General features: G+C 67.5%; 20 protein-coding genes. 19 read left to right on the top strand and 1 reads right to left on the bottom strand.

The features are described 5' to 3' along the window. The 19 genes from rplX (at position 1) to rplQ (ending at position 11,867) form a co-directional block, all read left to right on the top strand. The gene (gene rplX / locus DEA06_RS12305; protein ID WP_116648299.1) at positions 1-360 is read left to right on the top strand and encodes a 50S ribosomal protein L24; all 360 of its coding nucleotides are present in this window, start codon (positions 1-3) and stop codon (positions 358-360) included. A 2-nt stretch (positions 361-362) separates the two neighbouring features. Continuing rightward, on the top strand, positions 363-953 hold the full coding sequence (gene rplE / locus DEA06_RS12310) for a 50S ribosomal protein L5 (protein ID WP_116648300.1): 591 nt from the start codon (positions 363-365) through the stop codon (positions 951-953). A gap of 69 nt (positions 954-1,022) precedes the next feature. Next, positions 1,023-1,421 (top strand): 30S ribosomal protein S8, encoded by a 399-nt coding sequence (gene rpsH / locus DEA06_RS12315; protein WP_116648301.1) that lies wholly within the window; start codon positions 1,023-1,025, stop codon positions 1,419-1,421. A 6-nt stretch (positions 1,422-1,427) separates the two neighbouring features. Next, a complete protein-coding gene (gene rplF, locus DEA06_RS12320; RefSeq protein ID WP_116648302.1) occupies positions 1,428-1,964 on the top strand; it encodes a 50S ribosomal protein L6 in 537 nt (178 codons plus the stop codon). A 2-nt stretch (positions 1,965-1,966) separates the two neighbouring features. Continuing rightward, a complete protein-coding gene (gene rplR / locus DEA06_RS12325) occupies positions 1,967-2,326 on the top strand; it encodes a 50S ribosomal protein L18 (RefSeq protein ID WP_116648303.1) in 360 nt (119 codons plus the stop codon). Then, the gene (gene rpsE / locus DEA06_RS12330) at positions 2,323-3,021 is read left to right on the top strand and encodes a 30S ribosomal protein S5 (protein ID WP_276308356.1); all 699 of its coding nucleotides are present in this window, start codon (positions 2,323-2,325) and stop codon (positions 3,019-3,021) included. Before rplR ends, rpsE begins: the two co-directional genes overlap by 4 nt. Then, complete coding sequence (gene rpmD, locus DEA06_RS12335) at positions 3,021-3,206, top strand: 50S ribosomal protein L30 (RefSeq protein WP_091484804.1); 186 nt, start codon at positions 3,021-3,023, stop codon at positions 3,204-3,206. Before rpsE ends, rpmD begins: the two co-directional genes overlap by 1 nt. Next, entirely contained in the window at positions 3,206-3,754 is a 549-nt protein-coding gene (gene rplO, locus DEA06_RS12340) for a 50S ribosomal protein L15 (RefSeq protein WP_116648304.1), read from the top strand. Before rpmD ends, rplO begins: the two co-directional genes overlap by 1 nt. 143 nt (positions 3,755-3,897) lie before the next feature. After that, positions 3,898-5,220 (top strand): preprotein translocase subunit SecY, encoded by a 1,323-nt coding sequence (gene secY, locus DEA06_RS12345; RefSeq protein ID WP_116648305.1) that lies wholly within the window; start codon positions 3,898-3,900, stop codon positions 5,218-5,220. Next, the gene (locus DEA06_RS12350) at positions 5,220-5,807 is read left to right on the top strand and encodes an adenylate kinase (protein WP_116648306.1); all 588 of its coding nucleotides are present in this window, start codon (positions 5,220-5,222) and stop codon (positions 5,805-5,807) included. The genes secY and DEA06_RS12350 overlap by 1 nt, the downstream gene beginning before the upstream one ends. 1 nt (position 5,808) lies before the next feature. Next, positions 5,809-6,648, top strand: coding sequence for a type I methionyl aminopeptidase (gene map, locus DEA06_RS12355; protein ID WP_116648307.1), 840 nt, complete (start codon positions 5,809-5,811; stop codon positions 6,646-6,648). Positions 6,649-6,651: 3 nt separating this feature from the next. Beyond that, on the top strand, positions 6,652-7,341 hold the full coding sequence (locus tag DEA06_RS12360; RefSeq protein ID WP_116648308.1) for a thioredoxin domain-containing protein: 690 nt from the start codon (positions 6,652-6,654) through the stop codon (positions 7,339-7,341). Between the two features lie 182 nt (positions 7,342-7,523). Beyond that, a complete protein-coding gene (locus tag DEA06_RS12365; protein WP_116648309.1) occupies positions 7,524-8,549 on the top strand; it encodes a hypothetical protein in 1,026 nt (341 codons plus the stop codon). A 193-nt stretch (positions 8,550-8,742) separates the two neighbouring features. Further along, positions 8,743-8,964 (top strand): translation initiation factor IF-1, encoded by a 222-nt coding sequence (gene infA, locus DEA06_RS12370; RefSeq protein ID WP_116648310.1) that lies wholly within the window; start codon positions 8,743-8,745, stop codon positions 8,962-8,964. A gap of 64 nt (positions 8,965-9,028) precedes the next feature. Further along, positions 9,029-9,145, top strand: coding sequence for a 50S ribosomal protein L36 (gene rpmJ, locus DEA06_RS12375; protein ID WP_005050492.1), 117 nt, complete (start codon positions 9,029-9,031; stop codon positions 9,143-9,145). A gap of 197 nt (positions 9,146-9,342) precedes the next feature. Then, positions 9,343-9,717 (top strand): 30S ribosomal protein S13, encoded by a 375-nt coding sequence (gene rpsM / locus DEA06_RS12380; protein ID WP_116648311.1) that lies wholly within the window; start codon positions 9,343-9,345, stop codon positions 9,715-9,717. A 32-nt stretch (positions 9,718-9,749) separates the two neighbouring features. Continuing rightward, positions 9,750-10,148: a 30S ribosomal protein S11 gene (gene rpsK, locus DEA06_RS12385; RefSeq protein WP_116648312.1), complete on the top strand. Its 399-nt coding sequence runs from the start codon at positions 9,750-9,752 to the stop codon at positions 10,146-10,148. 124 nt (positions 10,149-10,272) lie between these two features. After that, positions 10,273-11,262 (top strand): DNA-directed RNA polymerase subunit alpha, encoded by a 990-nt coding sequence (locus DEA06_RS12390; RefSeq protein WP_116648313.1) that lies wholly within the window; start codon positions 10,273-10,275, stop codon positions 11,260-11,262. 38 nt (positions 11,263-11,300) lie between these two features. Beyond that, positions 11,301-11,867 carry a 50S ribosomal protein L17 gene (gene rplQ / locus DEA06_RS12395; protein ID WP_116648314.1) on the top strand — a complete coding sequence of 189 codons (567 nt, stop codon included), beginning with the start codon at positions 11,301-11,303 and terminating at the stop codon, positions 11,865-11,867. A 70-nt stretch (positions 11,868-11,937) separates the two neighbouring features. On the opposite strand, the gene DEA06_RS12400 is transcribed toward rplQ, so the two are convergent. After that, complete coding sequence (locus DEA06_RS12400; RefSeq protein WP_116648315.1) at positions 11,938-13,833, bottom strand: acyltransferase family protein; 1,896 nt, start codon at positions 13,831-13,833, stop codon at positions 11,938-11,940. Between the last annotated feature and the right edge of the window lie 40 nt (positions 13,834-13,873).

Consider the following 13,873-nt stretch of genomic DNA (forward strand, 5'->3'; position numbering starts at 1 on the left):
ATGGCGAAGATCAAAAAGGGCGACCTGGTTCAGGTCATCTCGGGCGCCAAGCCCGAGCGCGGCGGCGACCGCGGTAAGCAGGGTAAGGTCCTCGAGATCCTTGTCGAGCAGAACCGCGTCATCGTCGAGGGCGTGAACTACGTCACCAAGCACACCCGCGTGGGCCAGACCCAGCGCGGAACCAAGACGGGTGGCATCGAGACCTTCGAAGCCCCCATCCACATCTCCAACGTCGCCCTGGTCGACCCCTCGAGCAAGAAGCCGACCCGCGTCGGCCACCGCGTCGAGGAGCAGGTCAAGGACGGCGTGAAGCGGACCGTTCGCGTTCGTTTCGCGAAGAAGTCAGGCAAGGACCTCTGAATATGAGCACCGATACTGCCGCGCCCGCTGGCAAAATCCAGCCGCGCCTGAAGCAGAAGTACAAGAACGAGATCCAGAAGGCTCTGCAGGAAGAGTTCGGTTACTCGAACGTCATGCAGATCCCCGGTCTCGTGAAGGTCGTCGTGAACACCGGTGTCGGCGAGGCAGCTCGCGACAGCAAGGTGATCGATGGCGCGGTCGACGACCTCGTCAAGATCACCGGCCAGAAGCCGGTCGTCACCAAGGCCCGCAAGTCCATCGCGCAGTTCAAGCTGCGCGAGGGCCAGGCCATCGGCGCTCACGTCACCCTCCGCGGCGACCGTGCGTGGGAGTTCCTCGACCGCCTCGTGAACCTCGCGCTTCCCCGTATCCGCGACTTCCGCGGTCTGTCGTCGAAGCAGTTCGACGGCAACGGCAACTACACGTTCGGCCTCCAGGAGCAGTCGGTGTTCCACGAGATCGACCAGGACCGCATCGACCGTGTTCGCGGTTTCGACATCACTGTCGTGACCACCGCGAAGACGGACGACGAGGGCCGCTCGCTGCTGCGGCAGCTCGGTTTCCCCTTCCAGGCCGCCGAGACCCAGGCATAAGCCATCCATCATCGAAGGTCGTCTGCCGCGTAACGGCAGCCGAAACCTCATGAACGAAAGAAGCATCACATGACGATGACAGACCCGGTCGCAGATATGCTGACCCGTCTGCGCAACGCGAACTCGGCGCACCACGACTCCGTGTCGCTGCCGAGCTCGAAGCTCAAGACCCACATCGCCGACATCCTCAAGCAGGAGGGTTACATCTCCGACTGGATCGTCGAAGACGCCCGCGTCGGTCAGACCCTGACCCTCACGCTGAAGTACGGCCCGAACCGCGAGCGGTCGATCGCCGGCATCAAGCGCGTGTCGAAGCCCGGTCTGCGGGTCTACGCGAAGTCCTCCGAGATCCCCACCGTGCTCGGTGGCCTCGGCGTTGCCATCCTGTCCACTTCCTCCGGTCTTCTCACCGACCGCCAGGCCGACCAGAAGGGCGTGGGCGGAGAAGTCCTCGCCTACGTGTGGTGATCTGACATGTCGCGAATCGGACGTCTTCCCATCGACATCCCCGCCGGCGTCACCGTTACGGTGGCCGGCCAGGATGTGGCAGTCAAGGGCCCCAAGGGTGAGCTCACGCTCACCGTGTCGCGCCCGCTCGAGGTCAAGGTCGAGGAGAACCAGGTTCTCGTCAGCCGTCCCGACGACGAGCGCGAGTCGCGGTCGCTCCACGGGCTGACCCGCACGCTCATCAGCAACAACATCATCGGTGTCACCACGGGGTACACCAAGGGTCTTGAGGTCGTCGGCACGGGTTACCGCGTCGCACAGAAGGGCAGCTCGGTCGAGTTCGCCCTCGGCTTCTCGCACCCGGTTCTCGTCGAGCCCCCCGCGGGAATCACCCTCACGGTCGAAGGCAACAACAAGGTCACCGTGAGCGGCATCGACAAGCAGGCCGTCGGTGAGGCCGCCGCCAACATCCGCAAGATCCGCAAGCCCGAGCCGTACAAGGGCAAGGGTGTGCGGTACGCGGGCGAGGTCGTGCGCCGCAAGGCCGGAAAGAGTGGTAAGTAGCCATGGCTCTCAAGACAAAGAGCGAAGCACGCGCGCGTCGTCACGCCCGCCTTCGCAAGAAGATCGTCGGCAGCGAGGCCCGTCCTCGTCTCGTCGTCACCCGCTCGGCGCGTCACGTCTTCGTGCAGCTCGTCGATGACAGCAAGGGCCGCACGCTGGCCTCCGCGTCGACCCTCGAGACCGACCTGCGCGGCCTCGACGGCGACAAGACCGCCAAGGCGCGCAAGGTCGGCGAGCTCGTCGCCGAGCGTGCGATCGCCGCCGGCGTGACCGACGCCGTGTTCGACCGTGGCGGCAACCGCTACGCCGGACGCGTTGCAGCGATCGCCGATGGCGCCCGCGAGAAGGGGCTGAACCTGTGAGCGACAACAAGGAGACCGAAGTGGCAGTGGATGCCGAGCAGACCGCGCCCGCCGAGGCGCCGGCTGCTGCAGCTCAGGCGCCCGCCGAGCGCGAGCGCGAGCCGCGTCGCGGCGGCCGTGAGCGCAACGCCAACCAGCGTGACCGCGGTTCGCGCGACGACAAGAGCCAGTTCCTCGAGCGCGTCGTGACGATCAACCGTGTCGCCAAGGTCACCAAGGGTGGAAAGCGCTTCAGCTTCACCGCCCTGGTGGTCGTCGGTGACGGCAACGGTGTCGTGGGCGTCGGTTACGGCAAGGCCCGCGAGGTCCCCCTGGCGATCTCGAAGGGTGTCGAAGAGGCCAAGCGCAACTTCTTCCGCGTTCCCCGCGTCGCATCGACGATCCCGCACCCGGTGCAGGGCGAAGCCGCGGCCGGCGTCGTGCTGCTGCGTCCGGCCGCTGCCGGTACCGGTGTTATCGCCGGTGGTCCGGTCCGCGCCGTCCTCGAGTGCGCCGGCATCCACGATGTCCTGTCGAAGTCGCTCGGCTCGTCGAACACGATCAACATCGTGCACGCGACGGTCGCCGCCCTGAAGCAGCTCGAAGAGCCCCGCGCCGTGGCCGCCCGCCGCGGCCTGGAGTTCGACCAGGTGGCACCCGCCCGTCTCGTCCGTGCCGAGGCCGACGCCATCGCCGCCCAGAAGGTAGGTGCCTGATGGCCGCCCGTCTGAAGGTCACGCAGATCAAGTCCAAGGTGAGCGAGAAGCAGAACCAGCGCGACACGCTGCGCAGCCTCGGTCTGAAGCGGATCAACGACTCGGTCGTTCGTCCCGACGACGCGCAGACGCGCGGCTACGTCAAGACCGTCGCCCACCTCGTCAAGGTTGAGGAGATCGACTAATGGCTGAGAACGAAACCGAAGCCGCCGAGCCCAAGAAGGCTCCGGCGCGCAAGCCCGCCGCCAAGAAGCCTGCCGCTGCGGCGAAGACGAAGGAAGCTCCTGCCACCCGCCCGGGTGTGCTGAAGGTGCACCACCTCCGTCCGGTCCCCGGCGCCCACAAGGCCAAGACCCGCGTGGGTCGCGGTGAGGGCTCGAAGGGTAAGACCGCCGGTCGCGGTACCAAGGGAACGAAGGCTCGTTACCAGGTGCGCGTCGGCTTCGAGGGTGGGCAGATGCCCCTCCACATGCGTACGCCGAAGCTGCGCGGGTTCAAGAACCCGTTCCGCGTCGAGTACCAGGTGGTCAACCTCGACAAGCTCGCCGAGCTGTACCCCGAGGGCGGAGAGGTCACCATCGCGGGCCTCGTCGCCAAGGGCGCGGTTCGCAAGAACGAGAAGGTCAAGGTGCTCGGCACCGGCGACATCTCGGTGAAGCTCACCGTGTCGGTCGACAAGGTCTCGGGTTCCGCCGAGCAGAAGATCGTCGCCGCGGGCGGCACCGTTCAGTAACACCCATGACAGGGGTCGGAGGCTTCCTCCGGCCCCTGTTGCCGTTCCAGTCGGGAGGCGCGGACCACCCCGCGCGCCCGGCTGGGCTACGCTGGCTTCTTGTGCGCTCTCTGTGCGCGCGGAACCATTCCGGAGGAGTCCCCTTGTTCAGCGCCATCGCGCGGGTGTTCCGCACACCCGACCTGCGGAGGAAGATCGGCTTCACTCTCGCGATCATCGCCATCTACCGTCTGGGTGCGCACGTCCCGACGCCGTTCGTGAACTTCCCGAACGTGCAGTCGTGCCTCGACCAGTCGGGGAGCACCGAGGGTCTCCTCTCGCTCGTCAACCTGTTCTCGGGCGGCGCGCTGCTGCAGCTGTCGATCTTCGCGCTCGGCGTGATGCCCTACATCACCGCCACGATCATCGTGCAGCTGCTGCGCGTGGTCATCCCGCACTTCGAGACCCTCTACAAGGAGGGCCAGGCGGGCCAGAGCAAGCTGACGCAGTACACGCGCTACCTCACGATCGCCCTCGCGCTCCTCCAGTCGACGACGCTGGTCACGGTCGCACGGTCGGGCCAGCTCTTCGGCGCCACCAGCATCCCCGAGTGCCAGCAGCTCCTCACCAACGACGTGTGGTGGGCTCAGCTGCTCATGATCATCACGCTGACCGCCGGTACCGGCCTCATCATGTGGTTCGCCGAGCTGGTCACCGAGCGCGGTGTCGGCAACGGAATGTCGATCCTCATCTTCACCTCGATCGCGGCGACGTTCCCGTCGGCGATGGGCTCGATCTGGGCCGCCCGCGGTTTCGAGGTTTTCCTCATGGTCCTGGCGGTCGGCGTCGTGGTCGTCGCGCTGGTGGTCTTCGTCGAACAGTCGCAGCGACGCATTCCGGTGCAGTACGCGAAGCGTATGGTCGGCCGACGCACCTACGGCGGATCGAACACCTACATCCCGATCAAGGTCAACATGGCCGGCGTCGTGCCCGTCATCTTCGCCTCGTCGCTGCTGTACATCCCCGCGCTCATCGCGCAGTTCAACCAGCCGCAGCCGGGCCAGGAGGTTCCGGGCTGGGTCGCGTGGATCCAGCAGTACTTCACGTCCGGTGACCAGCCGGTCTACATGGCGACGTACTTCCTGCTCATCATCGGCTTCACCTACTTCTACGTGGCGATCACGTTCAACCCGGTCGACGTCGCCGACAACATGAAGAAGTACGGCGGGTTCATCCCCGGCATCCGTGCCGGACGCCCGACGGCCGAGTACCTCGACTACGTGCTGACCCGCATCACCCTGCCGGGCTCGATCTACCTCGGTCTGATCGCGCTCCTGCCGCTCATCGCCCTGGCGACGGTCGGTGCCAACCAGAACTTCCCGTTCGGCGGCGCTTCGATCCTCATCATCGTCGGTGTCGGCCTCGAGACCGTGAAGCAGATCGACGCCCAGCTGCAGCAGCGTCACTACGAAGGGCTCCTCCGCTGATGGCGCGCCTTCTCATCGTCGGCCCCCAGGGTTCCGGCAAGGGCACGCAGGGCGTGCGCATCGCGGAGTCGTTCGGCATCCCCGTGGTCTCCACGGGCGACGTCTTCCGGGCGAATGTGGCTGAAGGAACCGATCTGGGCCTGCAGGTCAAAGAGATCATCGACGCCGGCCGCCTCGTTCCCGACGAGCTCACCAGCGCGGTCGTCCGCGACCGTCTCTCGCAGGCGGATGCTGCGGACGGCTTCCTTCTCGACGGATACCCCCGCAACCTCGGTCAGGTGCTGCACCTCGACGAGTTCCTCGAAGGGCGCGACGAGTCGCTCGACGCGGTGATCGCTCTCGTGGTTCCCCGTGACGAGTCGATCGACCGACTGCGCAAGCGCGCGCAGGAGCAGGGTCGTGCCGACGACACCGAAGAGGTCATCGCGCACCGTCTGTCGATCTACGAGTCCGAGACGGCGCCGATCCTCGGTGTCTACGGAACCCGTGGCGTGGTCGACGAGATCGACGGCGTCGGGTCGTTCGACGAGGTGACGGCACGCATCTTCGCGGCGCTGGACGCCCGCGGGCTCTCCCGCTCCGTCTGACGTGCGCTTCCGCACCTCGATCTACAAGTCGCCCGCCCAGCTGCGGGCAATGGTCGAACCCGGACTGATCACCGCCGCCGCGCTCGACGCGGTGCGCGCGATGATCGCACCGGGTGTGCGAACGATCGAGCTCGACGCCGCAGCATCCGCCGTGCTCCGGGCCCGCGGTGCGCAGTCGAACTTCCAGATGGTGCGCGGGTACCGCCACACGATCTGCGTGTCGGTGAACGACCAGGTCGTGCACGGCATCCCGGGGGAGCGCGTGCTCGAGCCGGGCGACATCGTCTCGGTCGACGCCGGTGCCCAGTTCGAGGGCTGGAACGGCGACTCCGCGTTCACGATGATCGTGCCCGGTGACGCTCCCGCCGCGATCGTCGAGGAGCGTCGGCGCCTGTCGGACGTGACCGAGGGGTCGCTCTGGGCCGGGATCGCCGCGCTGGCGTCTGCGTCGCGGCTGGGCGAGGTCGGCACGGCGATCGAGGCCTACGTCGAGGCGAACGCCCCCGAGGGGGGCTACGGCATCCTGCGCGACTACGTCGGTCACGGGATCGGGCGCAAGATGCACGAGGCGCCCAGCGTCTTCAATTACCGCATCAGCGACCCCGGTCCCGAGGTGCGGCCGGGGCTCGCCGTGGCGATCGAACCGATGGTGGTCGCGGGCGATCAGGAGACCTTCGTCGAAGACGACGACTGGACCGTGACGAGCGTGGACGGGTCGCCCGGCTCACATTGGGAACATAGCGTCGCGGTGCACGATGGAGGCATCTGGGTCCTGACGTCGCCCGACGGAGGAGCCGCGAAGTTGGCGCCCTTCGGCGTCGTTCCACGAGTGATCGGATAGAGCATGGCTGCGGGTAAGACGAACTGGTTCGCGATCTGGGTGAGCGCCGCTGTCGTTGTGGTGATCGTCGCGGTCGGGGGCATCGTGTGGTTCTCGAACTCGCAGGCGGCCTCGCCGGGCCCGGCCCCCGAGAGCTCCGCGATCAACCAGGAGACCGGTGCGATCGCGGTTGGAAGCGGCCCCAACACCGTCGACACGTACGTCGACTTCATGTGCCCGATCTGCAACAACTTCGAGCAGACCTACGGCTCGACGCTCTCGCAGCTCGCCGACGACGGCACGATCACCCTCAACATCCACCCGATCTCGATCCTCGATCGCGCCTCGCAGGGCACGGAGTACTCGACACGCTCGGCGAACGCCATGTACTGCGTCGCGGCCGACGACCCGGCCAACGCGCTGCCCTTCCTGCAGGCCCTCTACGAGAACCAGCCGCAGGAGCAGTCCACCGGTCTCGACGACGCCACCCTCACGAGCATCGCCGAGAGCGTCGGAGCGGGAGAGGGCGTCGCATCCTGCATCACCGACGGAACCTACAGCCGCTACGTCACCGCGAAGACGCGCGAGACGCCGGTGCAGTCGGGGGCCGGGGGCATATCGACCCCGACGATCGTCGTGAACGGCCAGACCCTCACGAACCAGACCGACCTCACGGGTGACCCGCAGGCCGACATCGTCGCCCGCTTCAGCTGACCCGAAGCACCATTCTGTTGCGTGAATCCACCGCCGAATGCTGCGTGCGGATGTGGATTCGCGCGTTCGGTTGTTGATTCGCGCGCACCATTGCCTCCTGCACAGGCAGGGGAAGGGTGTCGGTTGCTCGCGATAGTTGAGCGCGCGGACCACGGACTCGGGGAGCGCGGCACGGTGTGGGGATGGATATCCCCGAGATCGGTGCTCATCTTCTGTCGACAGCGGAGCTCCGCGCCACCGGACGCACCCGTGCCTCCATCGAAGCCGACCTGCGTGAGGGGAGGCTCGTCCGTGTGCACCGCGGGTGGTACATGGATGCGGCGTACTGGGCGACCTTGTACAGCGAGGGTCGCCAGGTGGCCCAGGGGCTCGCGGTCTTCGGTGCTGCGCGCTCGGAACGCGCAATAGCGTCGCACACGACAGCGGCCGCGTTCTTGCTTCTGCCGATCGCGCGGATCTCGCCGAAGAAGGTGCACCTGGTCTCGGCGAGGGCGAACGGACGGGTGGCGTCGGATCGGCTCGTCGCGCGTCATCGGGCGGATCTGACGGCTTCCGACGTGACGACGCGGTTCGGTGTGAGCGTGACGAGCCTGATGCGCACCGTCTGCGACCTCATCGGTCATCTGCCCCTGGAGTCGGCGGTCTCGCTCGCCGACGCGGCGATGCGGTCGGTCGCATGGCGCGAGGACACGCGCACCTATGACGCGGTCGCCGCTGAGCTCTGGCGTACGGAGATGCGGGAGCACCTGGCCCGACGCGGCGGTGCTCGCGGCATCGTCCAGGCCAGGTGGGTGCTCGAGTTCGCCGACGGCCGTGCGCAACGGCCAGGGGAGAGCATCAGCCGTCTCTATCTCGAACGACTCGGGTTCGGCCGGCCGCGCCTGCAGGTGCCGGTCACGGGACCGAACGGCGAGGAGTGGGTCATCGACCTCGGTCTGGACGATGTACCCGCGTGGGGGGAGTTCGACGGCCAGGCGAAGTACACCGACCCGCAGATGCTCGCGGGGCAGTCGACGGCTGCGGCGGTACTCGCAGAGAAGGCCAGGGAGGACTGGATTCGTGGAACCACGGGTCGTCCGGTGCTGCGATGGGGCTGGTCGCACATCGCCAGCCCGGCCTCTTTCCGACGTCACCTCGCCGCCTTCGGCGTCACCGCCCCCGTGCCGCATCTGCGAATCCACTTCGAGATGCCTCGATCAACATTCTGACGCGACAATCGACGGTTGATTCGATCGCAGACGTGTTGATTCACGGCGTCGGGGGCGCAGGGGCGGGGCGAAGTTGCCGCACGGCGGCGCGTGGCGTATGCTCGTTCGTTGGTGCGTTGCGCCTACTTTGGCGTGCTTCTGCACCGACACCCATCCAACGCAGACCGACCGGTCTCCAAGTGATAGCGAGTATATGGCGAAGAAAGACGGTGTCATCGAGATCGAGGGCACAATCTCCGAGGCGCTGCCCAACGCGATGTTCCGCGTCGAGCTCACCAACGGACACAAGGTGCTCGCCACGATCTCGGGCAAGATGCGACAGAACTACATCCGCATCATCCCCGAAGACCGCGTCGTCGTAGAGCTGAGCCCCTACGACCTCACGCGCGGTCGAATCGTCTACCGCTACCGCTAGGCCGGTCGAGAAGTAACGTCCCCGTGCCGCGGTGCGGGGAACGAAGACAGCGAAGCAGGAAATCATGAAGGTAAACCCCAGCGTCAAGCCCATCTGCGACCACTGCAAGGTCATCCGCCGTCACGGCCGGGTGATGGTGATCTGCAAGAGCAACCCGCGTCACAAGCAGCGCCAGGGCTGACGGATGCTGCGCCAGGCCGTCTCATCGCAGCCTGCGCCGCACCTCGAAACTCGCAACTGAAGACACACCGGCAGGATCAGATCCTCCGCCATCGGCCCTTCGACCCGCTCGAAGACCGAAGACGGAGGTGACACCTCGGGCGGAGGCCCGGGCACCGATCCTGCTCCACACCTCCACAACACTCCTAGGAGAGTCGCATGGCACGTCTCGCCGGCGTAGACATCCCGCGTGACAAGCGCGTGATCATCGCCCTGACCTACATCTACGGCGTTGGCCGTACCCGTTCCGAAGAGATCCTCACGGCGACGGGCATCAGCCCCGACATCCGTGTGAAGGACCTCACCGACGACCAGCTGATCGCCCTGCGCGATCACATCGAGGCCGCCTACAAGGTCGAGGGTGATCTCCGCCGTGAGGTCGCCGCCGACATCCGCCGCAAGGTCGAGATCGGCTCGTACGAGGGCATCCGCCACCGTCGCGGTCTTCCCGTGCGCGGACAGCGCACCAAGACGAACGCTCGCACCCGCAAGGGCCCGAAGCGCACCGTCGCCGGCAAGAAGAAGGCGCGCTAGGCCTGCGCCGGCGCTGAGGTTTCAGGAGAATCATGGCTACCCCCAAGTCCGCAGCGCGCAAGCCGCGCCGCAAGGAGAAGAAGAACATCGCGCTGGGCCACGCCCACATCAAGTCGACGTTCAACAACACGATCGTTTCGATCACCGACCCCTCGGGTGCGGTCATCAGCTGGGCATCGTCCGGCGGCGTGGGCTTCAAGGGCTCGCGCAAGTCGACGCCCTTCGCCGCAGGTCTCGCCGCAGAGTCGGCCGCCCGCCAGGCGCAGGAGCACGGCGTGAAGAAGGTCGACGTCTTCGTGAAGGGTCCGGGCTCCGGCCGCGAGACCGCGATCCGTTCGCTCACGGCCGCCGGCCTCGAGGTCGGATCGATCCAGGACGTCACCCCGCAGGCGCACAACGGCTGCCGCCCGCCGAAGCGCCGTCGCGTCTGACACCCGTCGACCGTGGATGCTGCGGCCACCCGTTTCGGTGGCCGCAGCATCCGCTCGACCACAACTCAATACCTCACCCATTGCACGTGTCATATAGCGGATACGTGATCGAAAGGAACACATCGTGCTTATCGCACAGCGTCCCACTCTGACCGAGGAGAAGGTCGGGGAGTTCCGCAGCCGTTTCATCATCGAGCCGCTCGAGCCCGGCTTCGGTTACACGATCGGCAACGCGCTGCGTCGCAGCCTCCTCTCGTCGATCCCCGGTGCGGCCGTCACCAGCATCCGTATCGATGGAGTGCTGCACGAGTTCAGCACCATCCCGGGTGTGAAAGAGGACGTCACCGAGATCATCCTCAACATCAAGCAGCTCGTCGTCTCGAGCGAGCGCGACGAGCCCATCACGGCCTACCTGCGCAAGACCGGCTCCGGTGAGGTCACCGCGGCCGACATCTCCGCCCCCGCCGGCGTCGAGGTGCACAACCCCGAGCTCGTCATCGCGACACTGAACGACACCGCGAAGTTCGAGCTCGAGCTGACGATCGAGCGTGGCCGCGGCTACGTGTCGGCTACCCAGAACCGCAACGAGTATGCCGAGGCCGGCCAGGTGCCGATCGACTCGATCTACTCGCCCGTGCTGAAGGTCAGCTACCGCGTCGAGGCCACTCGTGCCGGTGAGCGCACCGACTTCGACAAGCTCATCCTCGATGTCGAGTCGAAGTCGTCCATCGCCCCGCGCGACGCGGTCGCGTCGGCCGGTCGCACGCTGACCGAGCTGTTCGGCCTCGCTCGCGAGCTGAACGTCGAGGCCGAGGGCATCGAGATCGGCCCCGCGCCGGTCGAGACCGTCCTTTCGAACGAGCTGTCGATGCCGATCGAAGACCTCGACCTCTCGGTCCGTTCGTACAACTGCCTGAAGCGCGAGGGCATCAACACGGTGTCCGAGCTCGTCGCCCTCTCGGAGACGCAGCTGATGAACATTCGCAACTTCGGTCAGAAGTCGGTCGACGAGGTTCGTGACAAGCTCACGTCGCTCGGACTGTCGCTCAAGGACTCGGTGCCCGGTTTCGACGGCGCCCAGTTCTACAGCGGCTACGACGACGAGACCGTCTGATCCCGGCTTCCGCCTCGATTCCACTGGAGTAAATCACTATGCCCAAGCCCACGAAGGGTCCCCGCCTCGGCGGCGGTCCGGCCCACGAGCGTCTCCTGCTGGCGAACCTCGCCGCGGCACTGTTCACGCACAAGTCGATTCAGACGACCGAGACGAAGGCAAAGCGCCTCCGTCCGCTCGCTGAGCGTCTCATCACGTTCGGCAAGCGCGGCGACCTGCACGCGCGTCGTCGCGTGCTGAGCGTCATCGGTGACAAGGACGTCGTTCACACGCTCTTCACCGAGATCGCGCCCCTGGTCGCCGAGCGCCAGGGCGGCTACACCCGCATCACCAAGATCGGCAACCGCAAGGGCGACAACGCCCCCATGGCCGTCATCGAGCTCGTTCTCGAGCCCGTGACGCCCAAGGCGAGCTCGGCGAAGCGCACGGCTCCGGCCGCCGCCGCCCCGGTCGAGGAGCCCGTCGAAGACGAGGCCACCGACGCCGTCGCCGACGCGGATGCTGCGGACGACGCCGCCGCCGACGCAGGTTCGGAGTCGCCCGAAGAGGGCGCCGCCGCCGAGGCTGCCGCCGACGACGCGGTCGTCGAAGACGACAAGAAGTAACACCCCGCCGGATCTCCGGCTCGAACGGCCCGCGTATCGCGAGATGCGCGGGCCGTTCCGCGTTCCCGGCTCAGTTGCTGCCGAGCAGGCGTCGGTTGAGCTCGTAGCTCCGCAGGTCGAGGGCGTACTGGCGGTCGAGCCGGTCCTTCTGGGCGGTGTCGACGGCCGCGCCGACCGTGTCGGCGAAGATGCGTCCTCCCGCGGATTCGGGGTGGATCCGATCGCCGGCGAGAAGATCCTCGTGCGCGCCGATCGCCCCCGACCAGTCGGCGAGCTCGACGGTGGGGTAGTCGGCGGCGAAGGTCTGCAGCTCGGAGTTGACGCCCGCGATCCAGTCGCGTGGCGCGTGGGCGTTCACGACGACGAGCTCGCGGTCGGGTCCGACGATCCGCTCGATCTCGTCGAGCGTGGCGCGGTCGATCGCCCCGTTGGTGCCGAGAGCGACGACGACGTAGCGGCGCAGCTGACCGGCGGAGGCGAGCTGCTCGAGAATGCCCGGGCCGGCATACATCGAGCGCGACACCGCCGCATCCACCTGGATTCCGGGGAAGCGATCGACCAGCGCGGGCGCGGAGGCGAGCATGACGGAGTCGCCCACGGCGGTGATCTCGGTGCCTCCGACGGGCGTGGGCACCGGCGTCGGCACGGGGAGGGGGTCGGCCGTCGGCGTGGCGTCGGGCTGAGTGCCTTGCGCGTCGTTGAGGGCATCGATTCCCGCCCGCACCGCGGATTCGGCGGAGGTCTCGGCGGGGGCTGCCGCGATGGCGGCCGTCGTTCCCCCGAGCATGAGAAGCAGAGCGCCTGCGGCGGCCACCGCGCGCAGGCGGCGCTGTGGGGAGCCTCTCAGCGCGCCCCACGCGGCCCGTGCCGCGCCTCGGAAGCCTCGGCGGCGCACGGGGGTCTCCCACAGTCGGTACGACAGCTCAGCCGCGACGACGGTGACGACGAGCGTGACCACGGCGATGGTCAGCGGCACCTCGGCGGGTGTCGCGCCCGACGTGGCGGCGAGGAGCACGAGCACGGGCCAGTGCCACAGGTAGAGACCGTAGGAGCGGTCGCCGACCCACCGCAGCGGCGCGACGTCGAGGCATCGGCCGAGAGGCGCGCCCGGCCAGGTCGCGGCGGTGATGACCACGGCGGTGAGCAGGCTCGCGGCGAGCATCGCGCCCGGGAACGTCGCCGCGGAATCGGCGGCGGGGAGGGCGGCCACGACGAGGAGCGCGGCGAGGGCCACCACGCCGGCGGAACCGACGAGCGTCGTCGCGCGACGTCGCAGCATCCACGACGGTGGTTCGGCGAGGGCCGCCCGCAGGACGAGAGCCAGAGCGACGCCGATGAGGATGCCGAACGCGTGGGTGTCGGTGCCGAAGTAGGCGCGCGTGAGATCGCCGCCGCCGATGACCTGCGCCATCCAGGCCGCCGACGCGCCGGCGGCCAGGAGCACGACCGCGACCCGCACCACGCGGGAGCGCACGAGCAGCAGGAGGGGAAGCACCACCGGCCACAGCACGTAGAACTGCTCCTCGACGGCGAGTGACCAGAGATTGCGGAAGAGCTCGGGCGACGTCGCGGCGAAGTAGTCGGAGCCCCCGGCGATCGACACCCAGTTGTAGCTGAAGGTCACCGCGCCGAGGATCTGCGCCCCCATGCGCGCGAGCACGTCGCCTCCGACGAGCCAGGCCACGCTCGCGCAGACGGTCACCACGAGCAGGAGCGCGGGCGCCAGCCGCCTCGCGCGGCGCGTCCAGAAGGCGCGCAGGTCGATGCGGCCCGCCGCCCGGTGCTCGACGAGCAGGAGCGAGGTGATCAGGAACCCGCTGATGACGAAGAACACGTCGACGCCGACGAAACCGCCCGCGAAGACCCACCCCGGGAAGAGGTGGTAGACGATGACAAGGGCGACGGCGATGGCACGCATGCCGTCGAGACCCGCATAGCGGGCAGGGCGTGGCGGACGATCTGTCATGGGCGGGGGGAGGCTCCGAGACTCGCGGACATGCCAGTCT

The organism is Microbacterium sp. Gd 4-13 (assembly GCF_003095395.1).
Classification (GTDB): Bacteria; Actinomycetota; Actinomycetes; order Actinomycetales; family Microbacteriaceae; genus Microbacterium.

What these genes read in the sequence shown, in the direction of transcription:
- rplX (WP_116648299.1), top strand. Translation starts at nt 1, where the DNA reads ATGGCGAAGATCAAAAAGGGCGACCTGGTTCAGGTCATCTCGGGCGCC.
- rplE (WP_116648300.1), top strand. Translation starts at nt 363, where the DNA reads ATGAGCACCGATACTGCCGCGCCCGCTGGCAAAATCCAGCCGCGCCTG.
- rpsH (WP_116648301.1), top strand. Translation starts at nt 1,023, where the DNA reads ATGACGATGACAGACCCGGTCGCAGATATGCTGACCCGTCTGCGCAAC.
- rplF (WP_116648302.1), top strand. Translation starts at nt 1,428, where the DNA reads ATGTCGCGAATCGGACGTCTTCCCATCGACATCCCCGCCGGCGTCACC.
- rplR (WP_116648303.1), top strand. Translation starts at nt 1,967, where the DNA reads ATGGCTCTCAAGACAAAGAGCGAAGCACGCGCGCGTCGTCACGCCCGC.
- rpmD (WP_091484804.1), top strand. Translation starts at nt 3,021, where the DNA reads ATGGCCGCCCGTCTGAAGGTCACGCAGATCAAGTCCAAGGTGAGCGAG.
- rplO (WP_116648304.1), top strand. Translation starts at nt 3,206, where the DNA reads ATGGCTGAGAACGAAACCGAAGCCGCCGAGCCCAAGAAGGCTCCGGCG.
- DEA06_RS12350 (WP_116648306.1), top strand. Translation starts at nt 5,220, where the DNA reads ATGGCGCGCCTTCTCATCGTCGGCCCCCAGGGTTCCGGCAAGGGCACG.
- DEA06_RS12360 (WP_116648308.1), top strand. Translation starts at nt 6,652, where the DNA reads ATGGCTGCGGGTAAGACGAACTGGTTCGCGATCTGGGTGAGCGCCGCT.
- DEA06_RS12365 (WP_116648309.1), top strand. Translation starts at nt 7,524, where the DNA reads ATGGATATCCCCGAGATCGGTGCTCATCTTCTGTCGACAGCGGAGCTC.
- infA (WP_116648310.1), top strand. Translation starts at nt 8,743, where the DNA reads ATGGCGAAGAAAGACGGTGTCATCGAGATCGAGGGCACAATCTCCGAG.
- rpmJ (WP_005050492.1), top strand. Translation starts at nt 9,029, where the DNA reads ATGAAGGTAAACCCCAGCGTCAAGCCCATCTGCGACCACTGCAAGGTC.
- rpsM (WP_116648311.1), top strand. Translation starts at nt 9,343, where the DNA reads ATGGCACGTCTCGCCGGCGTAGACATCCCGCGTGACAAGCGCGTGATC.
- rpsK (WP_116648312.1), top strand. Translation starts at nt 9,750, where the DNA reads ATGGCTACCCCCAAGTCCGCAGCGCGCAAGCCGCGCCGCAAGGAGAAG.
- rplQ (WP_116648314.1), top strand. Translation starts at nt 11,301, where the DNA reads ATGCCCAAGCCCACGAAGGGTCCCCGCCTCGGCGGCGGTCCGGCCCAC.
- DEA06_RS12400 (WP_116648315.1), bottom strand. Translation starts at nt 13,833, where the DNA reads ATGACAGATCGTCCGCCACGCCCTGCCCGCTATGCGGGTCTCGACGGC.